The organism is Micromonospora sp. CNZ322 (assembly GCF_007827755.1).
This window is the reverse complement of record NZ_VITD01000005.1, coordinates 65,414-86,059: the sequence shown is the minus strand read 5'-3', so window position 1 is coordinate 86,059 and position 20,646 is coordinate 65,414. Positions and strand designations below refer to the sequence as shown.

At 74.2% G+C, this 20,646-nt stretch carries 21 protein-coding genes; 7 read left to right on the top strand and 14 right to left on the bottom strand.

The features are described 5' to 3' along the window. Positions 1-14 precede the first annotated feature (14 nt). Together FB453_RS14325 and rnhA are read left to right on the top strand one after the other, a co-directional pair. Positions 15-1,295 carry a lycopene cyclase family protein gene (locus FB453_RS14325; RefSeq protein WP_145790530.1) on the top strand — a complete coding sequence of 427 codons (1,281 nt, stop codon included), beginning with the start codon at positions 15-17 and terminating at the stop codon, positions 1,293-1,295. 10 nt (positions 1,296-1,305) lie between these two features. Next, on the top strand, positions 1,306-1,779 hold the full coding sequence (gene rnhA / locus FB453_RS14320; protein WP_091406604.1) for a ribonuclease HI: 474 nt from the start codon (positions 1,306-1,308) through the stop codon (positions 1,777-1,779). A gap of 7 nt (positions 1,780-1,786) precedes the next feature. On the opposite strand, the gene FB453_RS14315 is transcribed toward rnhA, so the two are convergent. Next, positions 1,787-2,023, bottom strand: a complete 237-nt coding sequence (locus FB453_RS14315) for a preprotein translocase YidC (protein ID WP_091406602.1) — start codon at positions 2,021-2,023, stop codon at positions 1,787-1,789. Positions 2,024-2,062: 39 nt separating this feature from the next. Then, positions 2,063-3,283 carry an MFS transporter gene (locus FB453_RS14310; protein WP_145790528.1) on the bottom strand — a complete coding sequence of 407 codons (1,221 nt, stop codon included), beginning with the start codon at positions 3,281-3,283 and terminating at the stop codon, positions 2,063-2,065. A gap of 5 nt (positions 3,284-3,288) precedes the next feature. Here FB453_RS14310 and FB453_RS14305 point away from each other — a divergent pair, with 5 nt between their 5' ends. Next, on the top strand, positions 3,289-3,888 hold the full coding sequence (locus FB453_RS14305; protein ID WP_145790526.1) for a MarR family winged helix-turn-helix transcriptional regulator: 600 nt from the start codon (positions 3,289-3,291) through the stop codon (positions 3,886-3,888). On the opposite strand, the gene FB453_RS14300 is transcribed toward FB453_RS14305, so the two are convergent. Beyond that, positions 3,833-4,714: a pentapeptide repeat-containing protein gene (locus FB453_RS14300; protein WP_145790524.1), complete on the bottom strand. Its 882-nt coding sequence runs from the start codon at positions 4,712-4,714 to the stop codon at positions 3,833-3,835. The two genes, FB453_RS14305 and FB453_RS14300, sit on opposite strands and share 56 nt — an antisense overlap. 72 nt (positions 4,715-4,786) lie before the next feature. Then, entirely contained in the window at positions 4,787-5,884 is a 1,098-nt protein-coding gene (locus FB453_RS14295) for a DUF5919 domain-containing protein (RefSeq protein ID WP_145790522.1), read from the bottom strand. 181 nt (positions 5,885-6,065) lie between these two features. Between FB453_RS14295 and FB453_RS14290 the strand changes: the two genes are divergently transcribed. Further along, positions 6,066-6,674 carry a hypothetical protein gene (locus FB453_RS14290; RefSeq protein WP_145790520.1) on the top strand — a complete coding sequence of 203 codons (609 nt, stop codon included), beginning with the start codon at positions 6,066-6,068 and terminating at the stop codon, positions 6,672-6,674. Between the two features lie 19 nt (positions 6,675-6,693). Here FB453_RS14290 and FB453_RS14285 read toward each other — a convergent pair whose 3' ends face one another. Further along, positions 6,694-7,500: an SDR family oxidoreductase gene (locus FB453_RS14285; protein WP_145790518.1), complete on the bottom strand. Its 807-nt coding sequence runs from the start codon at positions 7,498-7,500 to the stop codon at positions 6,694-6,696. A 79-nt stretch (positions 7,501-7,579) separates the two neighbouring features. Here FB453_RS14285 and FB453_RS14280 point away from each other — a divergent pair, with 79 nt between their 5' ends. Next, positions 7,580-8,182: an MBL fold metallo-hydrolase gene (locus tag FB453_RS14280; protein WP_145790516.1), complete on the top strand. Its 603-nt coding sequence runs from the start codon at positions 7,580-7,582 to the stop codon at positions 8,180-8,182. Here the strand turns inward: FB453_RS14280 and FB453_RS14275 are convergent. Next, on the bottom strand, positions 8,155-8,895 hold the full coding sequence (locus FB453_RS14275) for a B3/B4 domain-containing protein (RefSeq protein WP_112726292.1): 741 nt from the start codon (positions 8,893-8,895) through the stop codon (positions 8,155-8,157). The genes FB453_RS14280 and FB453_RS14275 overlap by 28 nt on opposite strands. 7 nt (positions 8,896-8,902) lie before the next feature. Further along, on the bottom strand, positions 8,903-9,514 hold the full coding sequence (locus tag FB453_RS14270) for a LysE family translocator (protein WP_145790514.1): 612 nt from the start codon (positions 9,512-9,514) through the stop codon (positions 8,903-8,905). A gap of 62 nt (positions 9,515-9,576) precedes the next feature. Here FB453_RS14270 and pdxR point away from each other — a divergent pair, with 62 nt between their 5' ends. Together pdxR and FB453_RS14260 are read left to right on the top strand one after the other, a co-directional pair. Next, complete coding sequence (gene pdxR, locus FB453_RS14265; RefSeq protein ID WP_145790512.1) at positions 9,577-11,049, top strand: MocR-like pyridoxine biosynthesis transcription factor PdxR; 1,473 nt, start codon at positions 9,577-9,579, stop codon at positions 11,047-11,049. 41 nt (positions 11,050-11,090) lie between these two features. Beyond that, the gene (locus FB453_RS14260) at positions 11,091-11,801 is read left to right on the top strand and encodes a helix-turn-helix domain-containing protein (RefSeq protein ID WP_145790510.1); all 711 of its coding nucleotides are present in this window, start codon (positions 11,091-11,093) and stop codon (positions 11,799-11,801) included. Here the strand turns inward: FB453_RS14260 and FB453_RS14255 are convergent. From FB453_RS14255 to FB453_RS14225, 7 genes are all read right to left on the bottom strand, one after another. Continuing rightward, positions 11,783-12,361: a dihydrofolate reductase family protein gene (locus FB453_RS14255; RefSeq protein ID WP_145790508.1), complete on the bottom strand. Its 579-nt coding sequence runs from the start codon at positions 12,359-12,361 to the stop codon at positions 11,783-11,785. The genes FB453_RS14260 and FB453_RS14255 overlap by 19 nt on opposite strands. 131 nt (positions 12,362-12,492) lie before the next feature. Continuing rightward, complete coding sequence (locus FB453_RS14250; protein WP_145790506.1) at positions 12,493-13,914, bottom strand: DUF6297 family protein; 1,422 nt, start codon at positions 13,912-13,914, stop codon at positions 12,493-12,495. Continuing rightward, a complete protein-coding gene (locus FB453_RS14245; RefSeq protein ID WP_112602474.1) occupies positions 13,911-14,534 on the bottom strand; it encodes an ABC transporter ATP-binding protein in 624 nt (207 codons plus the stop codon). Before FB453_RS14245 ends, FB453_RS14250 begins: the two co-directional genes overlap by 4 nt. A gap of 40 nt (positions 14,535-14,574) precedes the next feature. Next, the gene (locus FB453_RS14240; RefSeq protein WP_145790504.1) at positions 14,575-16,959 is read right to left on the bottom strand and encodes a tetratricopeptide repeat protein; all 2,385 of its coding nucleotides are present in this window, start codon (positions 16,957-16,959) and stop codon (positions 14,575-14,577) included. Further along, a complete protein-coding gene (locus FB453_RS14235) occupies positions 16,956-18,722 on the bottom strand; it encodes an ABC transporter permease subunit (RefSeq protein ID WP_145790502.1) in 1,767 nt (588 codons plus the stop codon). Before FB453_RS14235 ends, FB453_RS14240 begins: the two co-directional genes overlap by 4 nt. Further along, positions 18,719-19,996, bottom strand: coding sequence for an extracellular solute-binding protein (locus FB453_RS14230; RefSeq protein WP_145790500.1), 1,278 nt, complete (start codon positions 19,994-19,996; stop codon positions 18,719-18,721). The genes FB453_RS14235 and FB453_RS14230 overlap by 4 nt, the downstream gene beginning before the upstream one ends. Further along, a complete protein-coding gene (locus FB453_RS14225; RefSeq protein ID WP_186718276.1) occupies positions 19,993-20,625 on the bottom strand; it encodes an ATP-binding cassette domain-containing protein in 633 nt (210 codons plus the stop codon). The genes FB453_RS14230 and FB453_RS14225 overlap by 4 nt, the downstream gene beginning before the upstream one ends. Positions 20,626-20,646: the final 21 nt, after the last annotated feature.

The following is a 20,646-nucleotide window of genomic DNA, read 5'->3' as shown; positions in this document are numbered from 1 at the left end:
GCAGCGTGGTGCGGGTGACCGACTCCGCGCCGCTCGACGTCGACCTCGCGCTGCTCGGTGGTGGCGGCGCCGCGTCGTTGCTGCTCGCCGCACTGGACCGCCACGGTGTCCGGGATCTGCGGATCGCCATCGTCGACCCGGTGCGCCGACGCGGTCAGGACCGCACCTGGGCATTCTGGGGTCACCCGGACAGCGACCTGGACCCGCTGCTCAGCGCGAGCTGGCAGCAGGTCGAGGTGGCGACGGCGGCGCGACGCCGCGTCCTGGACCTCACCCCGCTGCGGTACGCCATGCTCCGCTCCGGCCCGGTCTACGACCGGGCTGCCGACGCCGAGCGTCGCCTCGACGCCACCCGGATCGTCGCGCCCGCCGAGACGGTGCGCGACGACGGCGACCGGGTGCTGGTGGGTACCGGCGACGGGCGCGGCGTACGGGCCGGCTGGGTGCTCGACTCCCGCCCCCGACCGCCGGCGCGAGCGGGGCGAACGACCTGGTTGCAGCACTTCCGGGGGTGGTGGCTGGAGGCGGACCGGCCGGTGTTCGACCCGACGCGTGCGGTGCTGATGGACTTCCGTACCCCGCAGCCGCCCCGGGGCGTCTCCTTCGGGTACGTGCTGCCGGTCAGCGACCGCTACGCCCTGGTCGAGTACACCGAGTTCTCGCCGGACCTGCTCACCGACGCCGGGTACGACGCGGCGCTGGCCGGCTACCGGGATCTACTCGGGCTGGATCCCACCGGGTTGCGGGTGCGCGAGGTGGAGAACGGGGTGATCCCGATGACCGACGCGCCGTTCCCGGCCCGGCCCACTCCCCGCGTGGTCCGGCTCGGTACGGCCGGTGGCGCGACCCGCCCCTCCACCGGCTTCACCTTCTCCGCCATGTACCGCCAGGCGGACCAGGTGGCCGGCGCCCTCGCCGCGGGCCGCGCGCCGGTGCCCGCGCCGGCGTACCCGCGCCGGCACCGTTGGATGGACGCGGTGGCGCTGCGCGCGCTGGACCGGGGCGGGGTGGGCGGTCCCGAGTTCTTCGACCGGCTCTTCGACCGCAACCCGGCCGAGCGGGTGCTGCGCTTCCTCGACGGCGGCACCACTCCGGCCGAGGAGGTCGCGATCATGAATTCGACCCGGCTGTGGCCGATGATTTCCGCGACCGCCGGTGACGCTGTCCACCGGGTCCGCGACCGGCTGCGCCCCACCCGGCCCGCGCCGGCCATCCCACCCGCGGTGGTGGGTTCAGCGCCGACGGCTCGGCGCGCCGGCCCCCCGAGCGGGGAGGACGACGTCCGCGCCCGGTAGGTTGCCGGGCATGGTGGACGCGGCGGCCGGCAGGGGCGTGCAGATCTGGACCGACGGGGCGTGCAGTGGCAACCCCGGTCCGGGTGGTTGGGGTGCGCTGCTGCGCTACGGCGATCACGAGCGGGAGCTGTGCGGCGGTGAGGCAACGCCCACCACGAACAACCGGATGGAGCTGATGGCGGCCATCCAGGCGTTGGAGAGCCTGAACCGGCCGGTCACAGTGGAGCTGCACACCGACAGCACGTACGTGCGCAACGGCATCACCAGTTGGCTGGCGTCGTGGAAGCGCAACGGTTGGCGGACCGCCGCGAAGCAGCCGGTGAAGAACGCCGACCTGTGGCAGCGGCTGGAGGCGGCCTGCGAGCGGCACGAGGTCACCTGGCTGTGGGTCAAGGGGCACAACGGCCACCCGGAGAACGAGCGGGCCGACGGGCTCGCCAACAAGGGCATGACCGAGGCGCGGGGTGCGCTGACCAGCCGCTGAGCCCGGATCAGCGGGTCGCGTCGGGGTGCCCCGGCATGCTCGACCCGCCGCCGCTGCTGCCCGACGAGCCACCGGCGACGCCCGAGTTGTCGGGCTCGGTCACGATGTCCGGCCGGACGTCGGTGTCCGCCGGTGCGGGGACCTCGGTGTCCGTCTCGACCTGCACCAGTGGCGTCTGGCCAACCTCGTCCTCGCTGTGCTGCGGGTCGCCCGGCTGCTCACCCTGGCGATTTCGGTAGCCCACGCCGTGCCCCCCGTCGATGCCGGTTCGCGTCGGCGCTGGCTACCCGGCGTCGTCCCGGCCGAAACCTGACCCACCGGCGGGGACCGCCGACCCGACCGTCTCGGCCTGCGGCGCGGCGGACGGCAGCCGCAGCGTCCGGCGGCGGCTGAGCGCGACGACCAGCGCCAACCCGAGCGCGCCGACCACCACCAGGAACGCCCAGGTGTTACCGAGGTGGTCGTTGACCACGCCACTGGTCGCGGAGCCGGCAGCGATGCCGAGCTGCCCGGCCGTCTGCAACCACCCGTACGTCTCGGGGAGCCGGACCGCCGGGGTGGACCGGGCGAGGATCTCGTCGGTGACGGCGAGGAAGGGTGCCAGCGCGAGACCGAAGACCGCCAGCGCGACGGCCATCTGCGGCACGTTGCGTGGCAGCAGCAGCGCCACCGAGGTGGCGGCCAAGGTGCCGAGCATCGTCAGGTACGCCGTCGCCGGGCTGCCGGGCCGCCCCCGGCTCGCCAGCAGCACGCCACCGGCCAGGCTGCCCACCGACCAGATGGTCACCAGCAGCCCGGCCTGGTCCGGGTGCCCGACAGTGGTGGCGAACGCGGGCACCAGCACCCACATCGCGCCGATGCCCATCATGTAGCCGATGTGGGTGCCGACGACGGTGCGGCGGGTGGCCTGGCCGGGCAGTGCGGATCCCTTCCCGCGAGGCTGCCGGTCGGCCTCGCGCGGTGGCAGCACGGCGACCATGCCGAGCAGCCCGGCGCTGCCGATCACCGCGAAGGCGAGCAGTGCGGCAGTGGGTCCACTGATCAGCAGGCTCAGTGTCACCGCGAGGGGGCCGCCCACGTAGAGCACCTCCTGCCCGACGGCGTTGACCGCGTACGCGCGGGCCAGCGCGGCGGGGGCGACGAGCCGGGCCAGTTGGGCGCGTCCGCTGCCGACCGCCGGTGGCGTGCTGAGCCCGGCCACGGTGGCCAGCGCCACGAACGCCACCGGTTCGGTGGTGACGGCCAGGCCGAGCAGGGCGAGCAGATGGGCGAGGCCGGTGGCGAGCAGCACCGGCCGGGCACCGAGCCGGCCCAGGAGCCGGCCGACCAGCGGCGCGGTGACCGCCAACCCGATCCCGCAGCCGGCGCTGGCCACGCCGGCGGTGGCGAAGCTGCCGGTGTTCTGGTGACCGAGCAGCACGACGAGCAGTTGCCGTAGTGCGACAGGTAGCTGCGCCACCGTCATCAACACGATGAGCAGCATCGCCCGACGGGGTACATTCACAACTTATGAATCTACCCGAGGACGGCTCGGCCAACCTGCTCGGCGCACTCGCCCTGCTCGTCGGCTCGCGGATGAGGGCGTCGGTCAGCGCGTCCGTCGGGGCCGGTGGCGCCCTCGCCGAGGCGCTCGTCGTCCTCAAGGACCAGCCGGGGGTGACCGCCGAGTGGTTGGGCCAGGTGCTGGGGCTGACCCAGCCCGGCGTCGCGCACCTGGTCCGGCGGCTCGGGGAACAGGGCTGGGTGGAGCGGCGTCCCGGCACCGACGCGCGCAGCCGCGCCCTGCACCTCACCACCGAGGGCACGGCGGTCGCCGCCCGGACCCTGCGCGCCCGGCAGGAGGAGCTGACCGCGCTGCTCGCCCCGCTGACCGTCGAGCAGCGCGCCCAGCTCGCCGACATCGCCCGCACTCTGCTGCACGACGAGGTGGCCGACGCCGGCAGCGTGGCCCACCTCTGCCGGCTCTGCGACCGCGCCCGCTGCCCACAGTGCCCGGTCCATGCCGGCTTCCAGGAGTTGACGGGAGCGTGCGGCGGACCGGGTCCGGCCGTTCCTAGCGGCGATGGCCCCGACGGGCGGGGGAGCGGGCCGGCTGACGGACCGGGGTGAGCGGCAGCGCCGTCCAGTGCGCCGGCCGGGTGAGCGTCTGCGGCAGCCCCGTGTGGGTGTCACCCCGGGCGGCGTCCAGCTGGGTCTGGTGCAGGAAGAGCGTGCGCCGCAGGTCCGCGCCCCGCAGGTCGGCGCCGCGCAGGTCCGCGCCGGTGACGTCGGCCAGGCCGAGGTCCGCTCCGCGCAGGTCGGCGCCGATGAGCAGCGCCCCGCGCAGGTTTGCCCGGCGGAGGTCGACGCGACGCAGGTCCACCCCGAGCAGGTGCGCGCCCCGCCGGTCGGCGCCGCCGGGGGCGCGGGCCACGTCGCTGGCCCGGGACAGCAGCGGGTTGATCCGGTTCCGGTGGTCGGCGACGTCCACCGCGCGAAGTTGCGTCGGGTCACCCTCGGTGACCGTCAGCGTCTCGGCGCGGGCGCGTTCCAGCTCGGCGCGCAGGTCGGCCGGCGGGCCCAGCGCCACCGCCTCGGTGAGGTACCAGAGCAGTTCGTGCAGCGGTCGCAGCACCGCGAAGGCCTCCGCCATCGCCGGTAACGTCTCTGGCGCGTCCCGCCAGTCCCGCCCGCCGAAGGTCACCTGGGCGACCTGCTGCCCGGCCCCGAAGCAGTCGAACACCGTGCAGCCGGGGAAACCACGCTGCCGCAGCTCGGTGTGGATGCCGCAGCGGTGGTCGGGGCGCAGGTTGGGGCAGGGCGAGCCGGCCGGCTTGTCGATGGCGAAGTCCGCCGACGCGGCGAAGGCGGGCACCACGCAGCACAGCCCGAAGCAGCGTCCGCAGTCGGCGCGCAGCTGCGCCGCCCCGGACGGCGGTGCGGTGCGGTGTGACACGCCGACGGTCCTCCTGGCGATGAGGGTGGACCACCATTGTTTCCTGTGCCGAACCCACGGGTCGGTCGGGGGTCACCGTGCGTGTGTGTCACCGGCCGTCGCGGGGCAGGGCGCCGGGGTACGGGCATCGCCCGGTGGCGGCACCAGTCGGCGGACGTTCCGCTCGCCGTCGTCGTGCCCGTACTTCTGGTCGAAGTGCCGTTTCACCACGGCGACCGGGGTGCGGTCCCCGTCGGCGGGCTCGGCCAGGGCGAACACGCCGGGCGCCGCCCCGGGCGCGCGGGGCGGCAGCACGGCTCGCACCGTCAGCGGCCCGGTCACCCGGAACCCCCGGCAGTCGACGTAGTGCTGCCCGTCCACCGTCACGAACGGCACGCGTACCTCGACCACGTCCGACTCGTCGTGGCGCAGTGTGACCGTGACCGACCAGTACCGCTCCAGGTCGAGGGTGGCCTGCTCGTGCTCCCACAGCTCCTCGAACCGGGCGTGTACGAACCCGCCCCACGGGCTGTCCATGTCCACCTCGAGCTGCGGCACGTTGAACGACAACTTCCCGATCGGGAAGAACGAGATCAGCGCCCGCCCGTCCCACTGGTAGAGCTGGATCGACGGGGACGCGTCGTAGAGCCGGACCTGCAGGCGGTGCCGCAGCCGCGAGTCGAGCGCGTCGGCGAAGGCGGCCAGGTGGCGCAGGTTGGTGCGGATCTGCCGGGGCACGTCCACCCGTTGCCGTTCCAGCTCCTCGGAGCGTTGCTGGGCGGCGGTGCAGTCGGGATCGAGCAGCAGCAACTGCACCTGGGCGCCGTTGGCGAGCGCCGCCCGCACCGCGCTCAACGTCTCCTCGCGGTGCCGTTGCTCCAGCAGGATCGTCCAGGTGTCGAGGATGCGCACCCGACGTCCGGAGCGGTGCAGCCGCGTCACGAACGCCTGCTGGTCGAAGCTGAGGTGCTCCTGCACCCGGGCCTTACGGGCCTCCTCGAACAACGGGTCGAAAATGACGTACGAGATGGCCGCGAGGACCACGCTGGCCCCGAGGTTGAGCAGCAGGTCGCTGAGGAAGCCGGTGCTGCGCCAGGCGGCCAGCAACATGACGACGGCGATCGCGAACAGGGCCCCACCGACGACGAAGGCGCGTCGTTGCCGCCCGCCCCGACCAGCCCACCCGGGCATCCGGTCCCCTTCCGCCGTCGGTCGGCCCCAGCGCCGCCTGCTGATCACCGGAGCTCGGAGGATACGTGCCCGCTTTGCTGGGCGCTGTCCCCTTCTCCGGGCGGCCGGTTCGCGGCTCGGACCCGGTGCGCCGCTCATAGGGTGACGGTAACGGAGTCGTGCGACCACGGAGGGTGGCGGGGTGGACGAGAGCGAACGTGAGCAGGCGCTTCTCACCGTCCTGACCACCGAGCACTACGCGTTGCAGACGTCCCGCGCCGGCACCATCGCCGAGGCCACCGGCCGCGCCACCATCTTCCTGTCCGTCCTGTCGGCGGCGCTGATCGGCCTCGGCTTCGTCGCCAGCAACGACAAGGTGGTCCGGCCGTACCTGGGCGCGGTGCTGCCGACCCTGGTCATCATCGGGGTGCTGACGTTCCTGCGGCTGGTGGAGACCACCGTGGAGAACTCGTTGGACCTGCTGCGGATCCAGCGCATCCGGGCCTACTACCAGCATCAGTTCGCCGGTGAGCACGACTTCTTCGCCGACGCGGTGATAGCCGACGACGCTATGAGCAAGGCATGGAACCTGGTCGGCATGCGTCCGGGGCGGTGGGAGTTCCTGCTGACCACGGCCGCACTCGTGGGGGCGGTCAACGCGGTGCTGAGCGGGCTCGGCGTCGCCCTGGTGGCCACGACCGTCGGGGTCGGGGTCGGGCTGACGGTCCTGGTCGGGGTGCTGGTCGCGGTGGTGGCGTTCGGTGTGCAGTTCGCGTACATCGTCCGGGCGTCGGCCGCGCCGATGCGTTGACGGCGCCCGCCGGTGCCGCTCAGACCGATCGCCAGTCGTCGTTCGTCAACGCCGCGGCCTGGGGACCCATCAGCAGCATGCCCCCGTCGACCGGCCAGGACGCTCCGGTGACGTAGCTGGCGGCGGGGGAGGCGAGCAACGCGACCACGGCGGCCACCTCACGCGCGTCGCCGGGCCGCCCCAGCGGCACGCCGGGCCGTTCCTGGGTGAACGGGTCGACATCCTCCTGACCGGTCATCGGCGTGGCGATCTCGCCCGGGGCGACGGCGTTGACGGTGATCCCGTCGGCGGCCAACTCCTGGGCCATCACCCGGGTCAGCAGCCCGAGCCCGCCCTTCGCGGCGCAGTACGCGGCGGAGCCCACCCGGGGCGCGTGCTCGTGCACGCTGGTGATGTTGATGATCCGCCCGCCGGCGCCGGCGGCCCGCATCCGTCGCGCGGCCCGCTGGGCGCACAGGAACGGCGCGTCCAGGTCGACGGCGAGCACCTCGCGCCACTGCTCCCACCCCGTGTCGACGAACGGCGTCGAGGCCCCGGTGCCGGCGTTGTTGACCAGCACCCCGATGCCGCCCAGCCGGTCGGCCAACTCGTCCACCACCGCCGCCGCGTCCGGCAGTCGGGTCAGGTCCACCTCGGCGACCTCGCAACGCCGTCCCGTCGCGCGGACCTCGGTGGCCGTCCGCTCCGCGCCGTCGGGGTCGCCGTACCAGGTGATGCCGATCTCGAAGCCGGCCTCGGCCAGCGCCACCGCGCAGGCCTTGCCGATGCCAGAGTCCGCGCCGGTGACGACGGCGATCCTCGGGTAGTTCTCGTATCGCTGTGGCATGCTGCCGCACTACCCCGGCAGGGCCGGCCCAACCGCCACGAGGACCACGGCTCATCTGCCGGCGGCGTACCGTCGCCTGATGCGGATCACCCGATTCACGCACGCCTGTGTCCGCGTCGAGCACGACGGTGGGGTGCTGGTCGTCGACCCGGGGACGTGGAGCGAGCCGCGGGCCCTGGTCGGCGCGGACGCCGTCCTGGTAACCCACGAGCACACCGACCACATAGACGTGTTGCGGCTCGCCGGTCTCGGTGTCCCCGTGTACGCGCCGGAGGGTGCCCGCCTGCCGGATCTCGCCCCGCTGCCGGTGACCCGGGTCGGTGCGGGCGAGCGGTTCACGGCGGCCGGCATTCCGGTCAGCGCGCACGGCGGCCGGCACGCCGCGATCCACGAGGGGCAGCCCGACTGCCCGAACCTCGGCTACCTGATCGGCGGCGAGCTCTACCACCCGGGCGACGCCCTGCACGTGCCGGACGAGCCGGTGCGCACCCTGCTCGTCCCGGCTCAGGGGTCCTGGCTGCGCCTCGACGAGGCGATCCGGTTCGCCGGCGCCGTGAGCGCGGCGGCGGCGTACCCGATCCACGACGCGCAGCTCAACGACCGCGGCCTGGCCAGTGTCGCGGGTTGGTTCGCCGAGACGATCCCCGGCTACCGTCACCTGCTGCCCGGCGACACCGCCTGACCCCGGTCGTCATCCGCCGCCGGGGTGCGGAAACGGGGCGCGGCGGCGGTGAGCACCGCGGCGGCCGTCGGAGCGGACCACCCCTCGGTCAGCTCCGTCACAAGGTCGGCGACCAGTCGGGTCACGGCCGGCCCGCCACCAGGGTGCAGCGCCTCGGCGACGATCAGCACCGACGAGGTGCCCGCCCGTACGGCCGACCAGCCGCTCTGCCGGTTCGTCCACCGTCGGGCGTGTGCCCGCCCGGCGGAGTCGACGAAGGTCACCTCGCCCGGCTCGGGATGCTCGGTGTCGCCCGCGAAACTCAGGTACGCCTCGTCGCCGTGTGCCGGCCGGACCACCAGGTCGCCGTCGACCCGGTCCAGGTCGAGCGCCGCGACCGGGATGGCGTACGCGGCCGAGATGGCGTTGCAGAGGTCGACGAGCGGGTGCACCCGGGGCAGTTCGCCGTCCAGGCGCAGCCGACGCAGCAGCGCCTCGGCGGCGCACCGGTACTTGGTGGGCCGCAGCCCCATCGCCGCGTACGCCCGCCGCCAGGCTTGGATCTCCGGGAACCCGCTCTCGGCCCCACCGGCCAACCGCCGCCGCGCCTCGGCGAGATGAGCGGCCGTGCGCGCCGCCACGTCGGCGGTGGCGGTGATCCCGGCGGCCTGCACCACACCGGCGACCAGGTCGGGGTACGCGTCGCGAAGCCGCGGAGAATGTTCGAACTGCACTGTGGTCCTATCGTTCGGTGAGGGCGAGGGTCACGCCGAGCGCGACGAACGTGCCGGCGGCGGATCGGCGCAGCCAGTCGGTGACCCGAGGTCGGGTCAGCACCCGGTCGCGTACCCGGGCCGCGAAAATGCCGTAGCCGCTGAACACCACGAAGGTGAGCAGCATGAACACCGCGCCGCAGCCGAGCATCGCCCGGGTCGAGCCGGGTGCCGTGGTGTCCACGAACTGCGGCAGGAACGCGACGAAGAACATCGTCGGCTTCGGGTTGAGCAGGTTGACCAGCACCCCGGAGACGATCACCCGGATCGCCGAGCGGGGTGGGGCGTCGGTGGTCACCGCGAAGGCGTCGCGGTCGCGGGCCATGGACCAGGCCAGGTAGAGCAGGTAGCCGACACCGAGGTAGCGGACGGTCTCGAACGCCGCCGCGCTGGTCTGCATCAGCGCGGCCAGCCCGGTCATCGCGGCCAGCAGATGCGGCAACGTTCCCAGCGTGCAGGCGAACGCGGCCAGCACCCCGGCCCGCGCACCCCGCGACAGGCCGGCGGAGAGCGTGAAGATCACCCCGGTGCCGGGGGTGACCACCACGATCAGCGTGGTGATCAGGAACGGGATGGTCACGGTCGTCCTCCGACGGAGTTGGCAGGTCTGGCTCCTGCTCACTCTGCTGCCACAATGGTCCGATGGGCAGAGCCAAAGCGACCGCGTCCGAGAGGTCCATATCGGCCGGGTCCGACTTCCTGCACCTGACCATCACCGACGCGACCCCGGGCGGGCGCGCCGCCTGGCTGACCGACCGGCTGCGGCAGGCCATCGCCGAAGGACGGGTGCCGGTCGGTGACCGGCTGCCCCCGACCCGGGTGCTCGCCGCCGACCTCGGTGTCTCCCGGGGCGTGGTCACCGAGGCGTACCAGCGCCTGACCGAGGAGGGGCACATCGCCGGTCGGGGCCGGGCCGGCACTGTCGTCGTCGCCGCGCCGGCCGCGCCCACACCCACAGCGGCCGCCGCACCGGCACCGGTCACGATCTTCCCGCCGGCACCGGGCACCGACATCTTCGACGCGGTACGCGCGGCGCACGCGACCATCGACCTGACGCCCGGCGTACCCGATCTGGCCGCCTTTCCCCGTGCGGACTGGCTGCGCGCCGAACGGAGCGTGCTGCGCCGCCTCGCCGCGGCCGACCTCGGCTACGGCGACCCCTGCGGCACGCCCGCGCTGCGACAGGCCGTCGCCGCCTGGCTGGCCCGTAACCGTGGCATCAGCGTCGACCCCGCCGAGGTGATCATCGTGGCCGGCGTCTCCCAGGCGCTCGGGCTGCTCGCCCAGGCACTCACCGCTGCCGGCGTCCACCGGATCGCCGTCGAGGACCCGGGCTCGCTCGGGGTGCGCCAGCACCTGAACAACTGGCGGATGGACACCCCGCCGATCAGCGTCGACGACGCCGGGCTGCGGGTCGAGGAGCTGACCGCCAGCGGCGTACCGGCCGTGATGCTCACCCCCGCGCACCAGTTCCCGACCGGTGTGGTGCTCGACGGCGACCGCCGCCGCCAACTCGTCGCCTGGGCGCGGGCCGGCGGTTTGATCATCGAGGACGACTACGACGCCGAGCACCGCTACGACCGTCCTCCGGTGCCGGCGCTGCGTGGCCTGCTGCCCGAGCAGGTCTGCTACGCGGGCAGCGTCTCCAAACTGCTCGCCCCCGCCCTGCGGGTCGGCTGGCTGCTCGTGCCGACGCGGCTGCGCGAGGCCGTGGTGGCCGCCAAGCGCAACGCCGACCTGGGCAACGCCGTGCTACCGCAACTGGTGCTGGCGGAGCTGATGACCTCCGGCGCCTTCGAGCGGCATCTGCGGCTGCTGCGCCGCCGACACATCCGCCGGCGGGACGCCATGATCGCCGCGCTGACCCGCGCGCTGCCGTCGGCGACGGTGCACGGCGCCGCCGCCGGCCTGCACCTGATGATCACGCTGGACGACACAGTGGTCGACACCGAACTGGCGGCGGCGGCGCTGGCGCGTGGGGTGAAGGTGCAACCGCTGTCCTGGCACTGCCAGCGGCCGTACCGGCCCGGCCTGGTGCTCGGCTACGCGGCCCGTACGCCCACCGAGATCGAGGACGGCGTCGCCGCTGTCGCCGCCGCGCTCGGCTCCGGCTAGGAGCACCCGGTCCATCGTGCTCGCCGGCGTATCCTTCGCCCGTGGGACTGCGGTTCGAGACGCGCGGGTCCGACTCGCCATGGGTCGACACCGTGTGGACCTGCACGAGCGAGCAGGTCACCACTATGACGTCCGTGGCAGGGGTGCGTTGGGGCCTGGTGTTCTGGGAGCAGGCTGGCCGGACGTACGCGAGCATCACCGGTCCCGAAACCCGGACCGGCACGGCGCCGGTGCCGGAGGGCGCGACCTTCACCGGCATCGAGTTCGCCGTCGGCACCTCGTTGCGGGCTCTGCCCACGCCGACGCTGGTCGACGGCGGCATCGAGCTCCCCGACACCACGCGCCGGACGTTCCGACTGGACGGCGCGTACTGGGAGATGCCCGGCCCCGACGACGCCGAGGCCCTGGTCGACAGCCTCGTCCGCGCCGGGACCGTGGTCCGTGACCTGCTCGTCGCCGAGCTGCTGCGCGGCCACCGTCCGGCCGTCTCGGGGCGTACCGTCGAACGCCGGTTCCGTGCCGCGACTGGCCTGACGCGCGGCGCGGTCCGCCAGATCGAGCGGGCCCGTACGGCGGCGGAGCTGCTGGCTACCGGCGACCCGGCCGCCGACGTGGTCGCCAAGCTCGACTACTTCGACGAGCCGCACCTGGCCCGGGCACTGCGCTCCTACGTCGGACGCACCGTCCGGCAGCTGCGGGAGGGCACCGGCGGCGCCATAGCCCTCGACCTGGATCAGCGCTTGACGTCGTAGATCACCTTGAGGATCCCGTTCGAGTAACTCTCCGACTCCCGCAGCGTCAGCATGTGCTTGTCGCGGTCGGCCCGGCCGAACAGGCTCTTGCCGGCACCGAGCAGCACGGGGAAGACGAGCAGGTTGTACTGGTCGATCAGCCCCTCATCGGACAGCCGCCGGGCCAGCTCCGCGCTGCCGTGGATGAAGATCGCCCCGCCCTCGCCCTGCTTGAGCGCGGCGACGTCCCCGGTCGAGCGCAGGATCGTCGTCGGCCCCCACCCGTCGACGAGCGCATCGTCGGACAGCGTGGTCGACACCACGTACTTGGGCAGGTCCTTGTAGTCGGCGTGGTCCTCCGAACCGGGCCAGACCGGCGCGAACGCCTCGTAGCTGCGACGGCCGAACATCAACGCCGTCGTGTCGGCGAGTTCCTCGCCCTTGAGCGACCAGGCCTCTGGGACGAACTCAAGATCCTTGAACACCCAACCGCCGCTGCGGTGCTCCTCACCCGGCCCGCCGCCGGGCGAGTCCACGACGCCGTCGAGCGACATGAAACCGGTGTAGACCAGGTCGCGCATTGTGTTGTCTCCTCATGCTCGGAGCGGGCTGCCGGGGTCCACGCTAGATCGCGGTCGCGGCGCTGTCTTGGACGGAAACGACAGCGGGTGTGCCGTGATCGGGCCCCGGTTCGACCGGCGGGTGAGCCGGCTCAGCCCAGGAACAGCTGGACGAGGACCAGCACGGCGAGCAGCGCCGGCCCCCGTGACCCCTGACGCATCAGGTCGATCGGGATCATCCCGAACGGTGTGTTGACCGTCGCGCCGCCGTAGTCGATCGGCGGGCGGGTGCCGGCCCGGAACGCGGCGGCCACCACCCCGAGCGCCAGCGTCGGCGCCAGCCAGGCCGGCCCCGGGTCGACGGTCGGCAGGGTCAGCAACCACCACAGGCCCGCGCCGACGGCCGGCACCACCACGTGGATCCCGCGCAGCAGGTTGTCGCTGCCACCGAGCGCCCGGCGCAGCCCGGGTGAGCGGCTGACCGACCGCAGACCGCCGGTCAGCCGGTTGACGGCGAGGTACGCGAACACCACCTGCGCGGCCCCGGCCAACCCGGGCAGGGCGAGCGCGGCAGCGTACTGCACCCCGATCAGCGCCGCCCAGATCAGCACGGCGCTCGGATGACGGCGCAGCCGGCGTACGTCGGCCTGGAGCAGCGCCCACCAGCCGGGGCCGGGCCGGAACCGGCGGCTGCGGACCCGGCCGATCCGGCGCCAGCGGCGGCTCTCCACCAGTCCGGCGAGCAGGCTCGGATCCAGCAGGATCGTGGCCGTGGCGGCGGCGTTGGCGAACTGCGCGCCGGTGGTCAGGGTGGCCCGGTCGACCCGGGGCAGCGCGCGTACCGCGAGGATCATGCCGACGCCCGCGAGGGGCACCGCGGCCGCGAACAACGCGACGGTCGGTGTCGTCGCCGGCCGGGGCAGCCCGTCGCCGAGGCGACCGACGAGCACCACCAGGGCGGTGATCACGGCCGCCGCCACCATCGGGACGGCCCCGACCACTGTCGGCCAGCGTCGCCCCGACCGGCTGCCCTGGGCGACGACGCTGAGCGCCAGCGCGGCCGCGCCCCACCCCGCGCCGGCCGCCGCCGCCCAGCCCAGGGCGGACGGTTCGCTGACCCCACCGAGCGCCGCCACTGCCACTCCCAGCGCCGCGGTGCCGGCCGCCGAACCCAGCAGCAACAGGACGAAGCGCGGCGCCAGCCAGGCCCGCCGGTCGATGGGCGCGCTGGTCGCCCAGCTCTGCGTCGCCGGGGTGACCAGCAGCGGGCCGAGCGCGCGCAGACCACGCCAGGCCAGCCCCGCGCCGGCCAGCAGCGCGGCGACCGCCAGCCACCACCGCACGCCCGGCTCGGCCTGCCCCACGGTGGGGGAGTCCAGCACGTCGCGGCTGGCGCTGATCGCGAACCAGCCGTACATGCCCACGAACAGGACCATGACGTACGCGTCGCCGAGCACGTCACCGAGGGAATGGTCGTGGTGCCGGCTGCGGGCCTTGCGCAGGTGTGTTCGCACCTGCCGGGCGGTCGGCACCCCGGCCGGGGTGTCCGCGATCGTGGCCGCCGCCGCGGTCACTTGCCGATCTCGATGCGCTCGTCGACCACCGCGTCGATCAGCTCCGGGTCGTGCGAGGCCAGCAGCACGGCCGTGCCCGCCGCCCGTTCCCGCAGGAGTCGGTCGGCGAGCCACTGTCGCCCGCGGACGTCCAGCCGCTGCTCGGGCTCGTCCAGGATCAGCACCCGGCGGGGCCGGACGAAACAGGACGCCAGCGCCAGTCGACGGCGCTGCCCGCTGGACAGCGTCACCGGCAGTTGGTCGCGGGCCGGCTCCAAACCCAGCTCGGCGAGGACCTCCTCGACCGGCTCGGCGTCACCCCCGTGGGCGTACGCGACCAACTCCAGGTGCTCGACCACCGACAGGTCGGGGAAGAAATCGATGTCGTCCAGGGCGGCCGCCACCAGCGCACGCACCTGAGGATCGGTCTCGTCGGCCCGGCGGCCCTGCACCAGCACCTCACCCGCGTCCGGCCGGTCAGCGCCGACGACACAGCGCAGCAGAGTCGTCTTGCCGCTGCCATTCGGGCCCAGCACCACAGCGATCCGGCCCGCCGGGAGCGTGAAGCTCACCTCGTCGAGCACGACCAGGTTGCCGAAGTTGCGACTGAGTCCCCGTACCGAGAGCGCGTCCACGATCACAGAGTCTCCCAGAGCCATGCCACCGACCAACCCGAGCGACCTACGTCACCCGGCTGTCGGCGTCGTCCTCCAGTCGGGCGTCGGCGGCGGCCAACCCCTGGGCGTCGGCGACCTCCTCGGCCACTGCCGCCGCGTCCGCCCAGTGCCGCCGCGCGTCGGCCCGGTCGCCCAGCGCGGCGCAGGCGTCACCCAGGTAGAGCAGGGTACGCGCCAGCCCGGCGGTCGGCCGGGTCTCCTCGCGCAGCCGGCGGCTCTCGGCCAGCAGCTCGTACGCCGTCCGCGCCTGCCCCGGGGTGCTGCTCAGCAGCGTCGCCCCGGCGTTGAGCAGCGCTGTCGCCCGGCTGGTCGGGTCGTTGACCGACTCGTACTCGCGCAGTGCGGCCCGCCACGCCTGGGCGGCGTCCAGGTGCTCGCCGAGCGCCGCGTGCACCAGCACCAGGTTCGTCAGCGCCGCCGCGTACCCGCGCGCGTCGCCCACCGACCGGAACGTGTTGGCCGCCCGCACCAGGTGGTGGTGCGCGGTGTCCGGTTCGCCCCGGGCCAGTTGGGCCGCGCCCAGGCCCAGCTCGGTGAGGGCGTGCCCGGCCCGGTCGGCGCCGGAGCGGTGTCGGCGGGACATCTCCAGGTGCTCCACCGCGTCGTCGAGCTGCCCCAGGTCGAGCAGGGCCAGGCCGAGGTTCATCCGCGCCTGGGCGTTGCCCCGCCGCCCCCGCTCGTTGACCGCGAGGGTGAGCGCGGCCGCCGCACCCTGCGGGTCGTGCCGGCGTCGACGCAGCACCCCCAGCTCGTTGTGCGCCCATCCGGCGATCTCCGGACGGTCATCAGCGGTCGGGGTGGCCAGCACGGTGCGGCAGACCTGCTCCCACTCGTCGAGCCGCTCGGCGTACGCCAGCCACCCACACAGCGCCACAGCCAACCGGAACCACCACCGACGGACCCGGCGGGGCAGTGTCTCCTTCGCGCCGGCCGGCACCCGCACCACCGCCAGCAGCAGCTCCTGGTGCAGGTCGAACCAGCCGTACGGGTCGTCGTCCAGCGGCAACGACCACTCCCGGTCCCCCGGGGAGCCGAGCACCGCCAGGTTGGCCACGTGCCGTTCGGCCCGGCGGGCCAGGTGCCGGGTCAGCCGGGCCTGCGCGGCGACCCGGGCCCGGACCGGATCCGCGTCCCGCAGGTGCAGTCGGGCGCTGCCGGCCAGCAGGGGCCGGATCTCGTACCGGTCGCCGGGCGCGCCGACCACGAACGCCGCCGCGGCCAACCGGTCGAGCAGTGCGGTCACCAGCTCGGGGTGCCGTCCGGCCAGCGCGGCGATGGTGGGCCGGTCCACCGGGGCGGGGACCAGCGACATCAACCGGTACAACCGTCGGGCCTGGCGGGGCAACACCCGGTACGCGATGTCCCGTTCGGTGACCAGGCGGGCCGCCGGTGAGACGGCGAGCCGCTGGTGCGGTGGCGTCTGCACGGCGCGGCGCAGCGCGTCCAGCACGTCGGAGTGCCGCCAGCCGTGCTGAGCGGTGCGGTAACCGAGCGCGCGGACGGTACGCGGTTGCCGCCCGCACAGGTCGACGATTTCGCGTACCGCCGGATCAGTGCGCGGGTCGGCGCGACGGACCCGGGCGGCGGGCGCGGCCCCGCCCGCCGTCGCGAACAGCTCCACCGCCTCGGACGTGCCCGGTTCGGCGATCCAGTGCGCGACCACACCCTCCAGACCGACCAGCGCCGGACCACCGGCGAGCAGCAGGCGGCAGGTGCGGGCGGTGGGCGGCAACAGTGGCCGGACCTGGTCGGGACGGTCCACGTTGTCCAGCACCAGCACGATCTTGCGACCATCGAGCTGACCGCGCAGCGCGTCGGCGGCGGCGGCGAGCGCGTCCGGCCGGCCGGAGGTTGGCGGGGCGGTGCCCAGGATCCGGGCCAGCGCGGTGAGCACCTGCCGGGCCGAGCGGGGTCGGCCGCGCCGCCGCAGGTCCAGGTAGTACTGCCCGTCGGGGAAGTCCTCCCGGCACTCGTTCGCGGCCTGCACCGCGCACGCGGAGGTGCCCACCGCGCGTCGGCCCAGAACCGCCACCGCGTGCTCCCGGCTGAGGAGACCGACAAGCGCGTCGACGTGCTCCTCACGACCGGTGAACTCGGCCGTGTAGGGCAGATTGGGCGCCCCGGCGGCGGGGGTGGTGAGCACCTCCGTCGGCTCGGGGTCGACCTCCCGGCCGGCGCGGCGGCGGCGCACCTCGTACACCACGTAACCGATGACGCCGCCGGAGGCCAGGACCATGGTCACCGGCCCGAGCACGCTGGCCGCCAGCTCGGAGAGGACATTGCCGGCCAGGTTGCTGGCCACGTTGGCGAGGACGCTGCCGACAACGCCGCCGATCGCGATCAGCGCCGGCCAGCGCGAGCCGCCACGCGAACCACCCGGCCCGGTCACCGCACACCCCCGGAGACGAGCCCGGCGACCAGGTGCCGCCGCGAGAGGACCACCAGCACCACCGGCAGCACCGAGGCGAGCACCGAGCTGGCGGCCAACGCCCCACTGTTGCTCACGAAGCTGCGGGTCTGCTCGGCCAGGAACGGCCCGAGCGGCGACGACCCCGGCCCCCCGAACAGCCGCCCCACCACCAGGTCGTTCCAGACCTGGACGAACTCCAGCACGGAGACCGCCACCACCGCCGACAGGTTGTGCCGGGCCAACCGGCGCAGGGTGTGCCACCACCGACGCCCGCCCAACCGGGCGTCGCGGACCTGCTCCACCGGCAGGTCGGCGAACGCGTTGCGCAGCACCAGCACCGCGAACGGCACGCCCAGCGCGATGTGCACCAGGGCCAGGCCCTGGGCCGTGCCGGAGGAGAGCACCAGGCCCAGCACCTCGTTGACCGGTCCGGCGATGACCTGGATCGGCACGACGCTGGCCGCCAGCAGCAGCAGCCCGGTGGCCTGCGCGGCCGGCCCGGTCAACCAGGCCAACGGGTACGCGGCCAGCAGCGCGACCACCAGCACCGTGGCGGTCACCGCGGTGGCCAGCAGCAGGGTGAAGCCCAGCGTGCGCCACAGCTCGGTGCCGGTGACCAGGTTGCGATAGGACTCGCCGTTCGGCGGCGCCGACCACCAGCCGCGCGCGGCGGCGTCCACCCGGCCGTGCGCCGACGTGGCGACCAGCACCGCCAGCGGCACCAGCCAGGCGATCGCGGCACCCGCCGCGAGCAGCCGGAACACCCGCCGGGGCGGGGCGACCGGGGCGGGCTCCGGTGCCGCCTCGACGCGCGGCGGGGGCCAGGCCTGCCGGACGAAGAGCGCGGCCACCATGATCCCGCCGATCACCGCCACCAGCCACACCACGCCGAGCGCGGCGCCGTCGCCGGTGGTGGTGCCCCCGGACGTCTGCCAGATCCGCAGCGCCAGCACCGAGGCCTCGTCGCGGACCGAACCGGGGGTCATCACCAGGATCAAATCGAACGTGCGGCTGGTGCCGACCGCCACCAACGCGAAGACCACAGCGGTCGTCCGCAGCAGCAGTGGGCGCCACTGCGCGTCCCACAGCACGTGGCGACGCGTACCGCCGTAGGCGCGGACCGCGTCGGCGAGGCTCGGCGGCACCGCGTCCAGCGCGGACCGGAAAACCAGCACCGCCAACCCCACCCAGGCCCAGACGAACGCCGACATCAACGCGACGGTGACCATCCCCGGCCCGAGCAACTGCGGCGCGTCCTCGACCGAGCGGCCGGTCAGTCGGGTCGCGACCAGTGTGGCCAGCCCCCGGCTCGGGTCCGGGTCGTACATCAGCCGGAAGGTGACCCCGGTGACGACCAGCGGCAACGCGACCGGCACCAGGAGGATCAACCGGACCAGGCCGCCCTCCTGGGAGCGGCGCGACGCGGCGGCGAGCAGATAGCCCAGTGCCGTCACCACCGCCGGCACCAGCAGAGCCCAGAGGACCGTCCTGCCGACCACCGCGCCGGTGCCCGGGGCGGCGAGCGCGGTCCGGAAGTGCGCCGCGCCGACCCAGCGACCGTCGGTGGTGACGCTGGCGTGCATGGTCCGCAGCACCGGCCACAGCACCAGCCCGCCGAGCAGCACCGCGGCCGGCAGCAGCAGGGCCGACGTGGCCCCCGCCGCCGGATAGGCCCGACCCCGCCGGGCTGGACCGACGTCGTCGAGAACCGCCAGCTCGCCGAGGACCCGCACCTGGCTCATCGGCCGCCCCCCGCGCTGCGGGCCGCCGCGGCGAGCAGGCCGGTGGCCCGGCGGATCGCCTCGCTGGCGCGGACCCCGTCGGTGACGTCGGCGAAGAAGCCCTGCATGATCCGCCAGATGCCGACCCCGTCGGAGCCGGTGAACGCGCCGGGCAACTGGTCGGAGAGGTCGAAACGCAGGGTGCCGGGCGCCCGCATCTCCTCGGCGAGACCCTGGCCGACGCGGTCCCGGTAGCTGCCGATTGCGACGTTGGTGTTGGGCGAGAGGTAGCCGCCGTCGCGCAGCCACGGCTGGAACGAGTCGGCCCTGGTGAGCCACTCGACCAGCTCGACCCCACCTCGGGCGTCGGCGAACGCCACGGCCGCGTCCCCACCGACGATCAGGGGGCCGCCGCCCGGCTGAGCGCCCGGGAACCGGAACGTGACAGGTGCCTCCGGGCCGCGCTGGAACGGGTCGGCGACGTCGGCGGTGAAGTCGGCCCCGACGAGCATCACCGCCCGCTTCGTGTGCACCACCTGGATCACCGACTCCTCGTACTGGGTGAGCAGGGCACGACGGCCGCCGCCGACGAACGCCCCGTTGATGCTCCAGAGCCCGGCGAGCCGGTCCAGCGCCTCGCGCACCGGTCTGCCCTGCCAGTCGGCGTCCGGCCGGGCCAGGGCGTTGTAGCTCTCGGGTGCCACGTCGGCCAGCACGTTCTCGAACCAGTCGGTGAGCACCCAGCCGTCCGCGGCGCCGATGGCCAGGGGCGCCGGCCCGCCTCCGCGCCGGGCCAGCGCGCCGAGCTCCTGGGTCTGCCGGACCAGCGCGTCCCAGTTGGCCGGCTGCACCGGCAGCATCGAGGGCAGGTGCCAGACCAGCGACTTGTGCGCCGCCTTGACCCAGACGCCGTAGCGCTGGCCCTCGGCCGTTAGCAGCTCACCCAACCCGGCGGGTACGGCGTACTCGGTGGACGCGCGCACCGGGCTCAGCCAGCCGCGCTGGGCGTACTCGGTGACCAGGCCGGGGCGCGGCAGGATCGCCACGTCCGGGCTGGTGCCGGCCAGGTGTCGGGCACGCAGGAACGCGTCGATGTCGTTGCCGGCGCTGATCACCTGCACCTGGGCGGGATAGCCGGCGACGACCTCGCGGAACCGGTCCAGCTCACTGGTGCTCCAGACCACCGCGACCTGCACCGACCGGGTTCCGCCGGAGCAGCCGGCGGCCAGGGCGGTGGCGCCCGCGGCGGCGGCGCGCAGCAGCGTACGGCGACTCACCCGGGCGGCCGGACTCATCGGGCCGCCTCACTCGGCTCGGTGACCAGCTCGTGCCGCACCGATATCTCGGCCAGGGTCGCCGGGTCGGCGGTGCAGACCAGCACCGCCACCCCCGGAGCGTCCGGCGGCGAGAGACGAGGCATCAGGTCACCGAGGCGGCTGTCGCCCGCCGAACCGGCCGGCAGGTCGACCACCAGCACCTCGGGCAGGCAGGCCGCCGCTCGAGCGAGCGCCACCCGGAAGCGCTGGGCGTCGGAGATCTGGTGCGGCAGCAGGGCGAGGGAGAGAGCCAACTCCAGCCGGTCGACCACTGTGGCCGTCCAGTCGTTCGCCACCTCGTGCACCCGTTCGCGTTTGCGCTGGCCGTACTCGATGTTGCGCCGCACGGTGAGCTGCGGCAGCAGCGCGCCACCGGCGGGCACGTAGCCGATCTGCCGGCGGGGCGGCGGCAGGCTGGTGACGTCCCGGTCGCCGACGAGGACGCGACCGGTCACCGGCGGGGCCAGCCCGGCCAGCACCCGGGCGACCGCCGTGCCGAACCGGGGCGGCGCCACCAGGGCGGCGAGTGTGCCGGCGGGAACGTCCAGGGTCACCGGCCCGGTGCCGGGGACGGCGACCAGTGCGCGTAGCCGTAACGTGACCCTCACCTCCGGTGACGATTGATGACC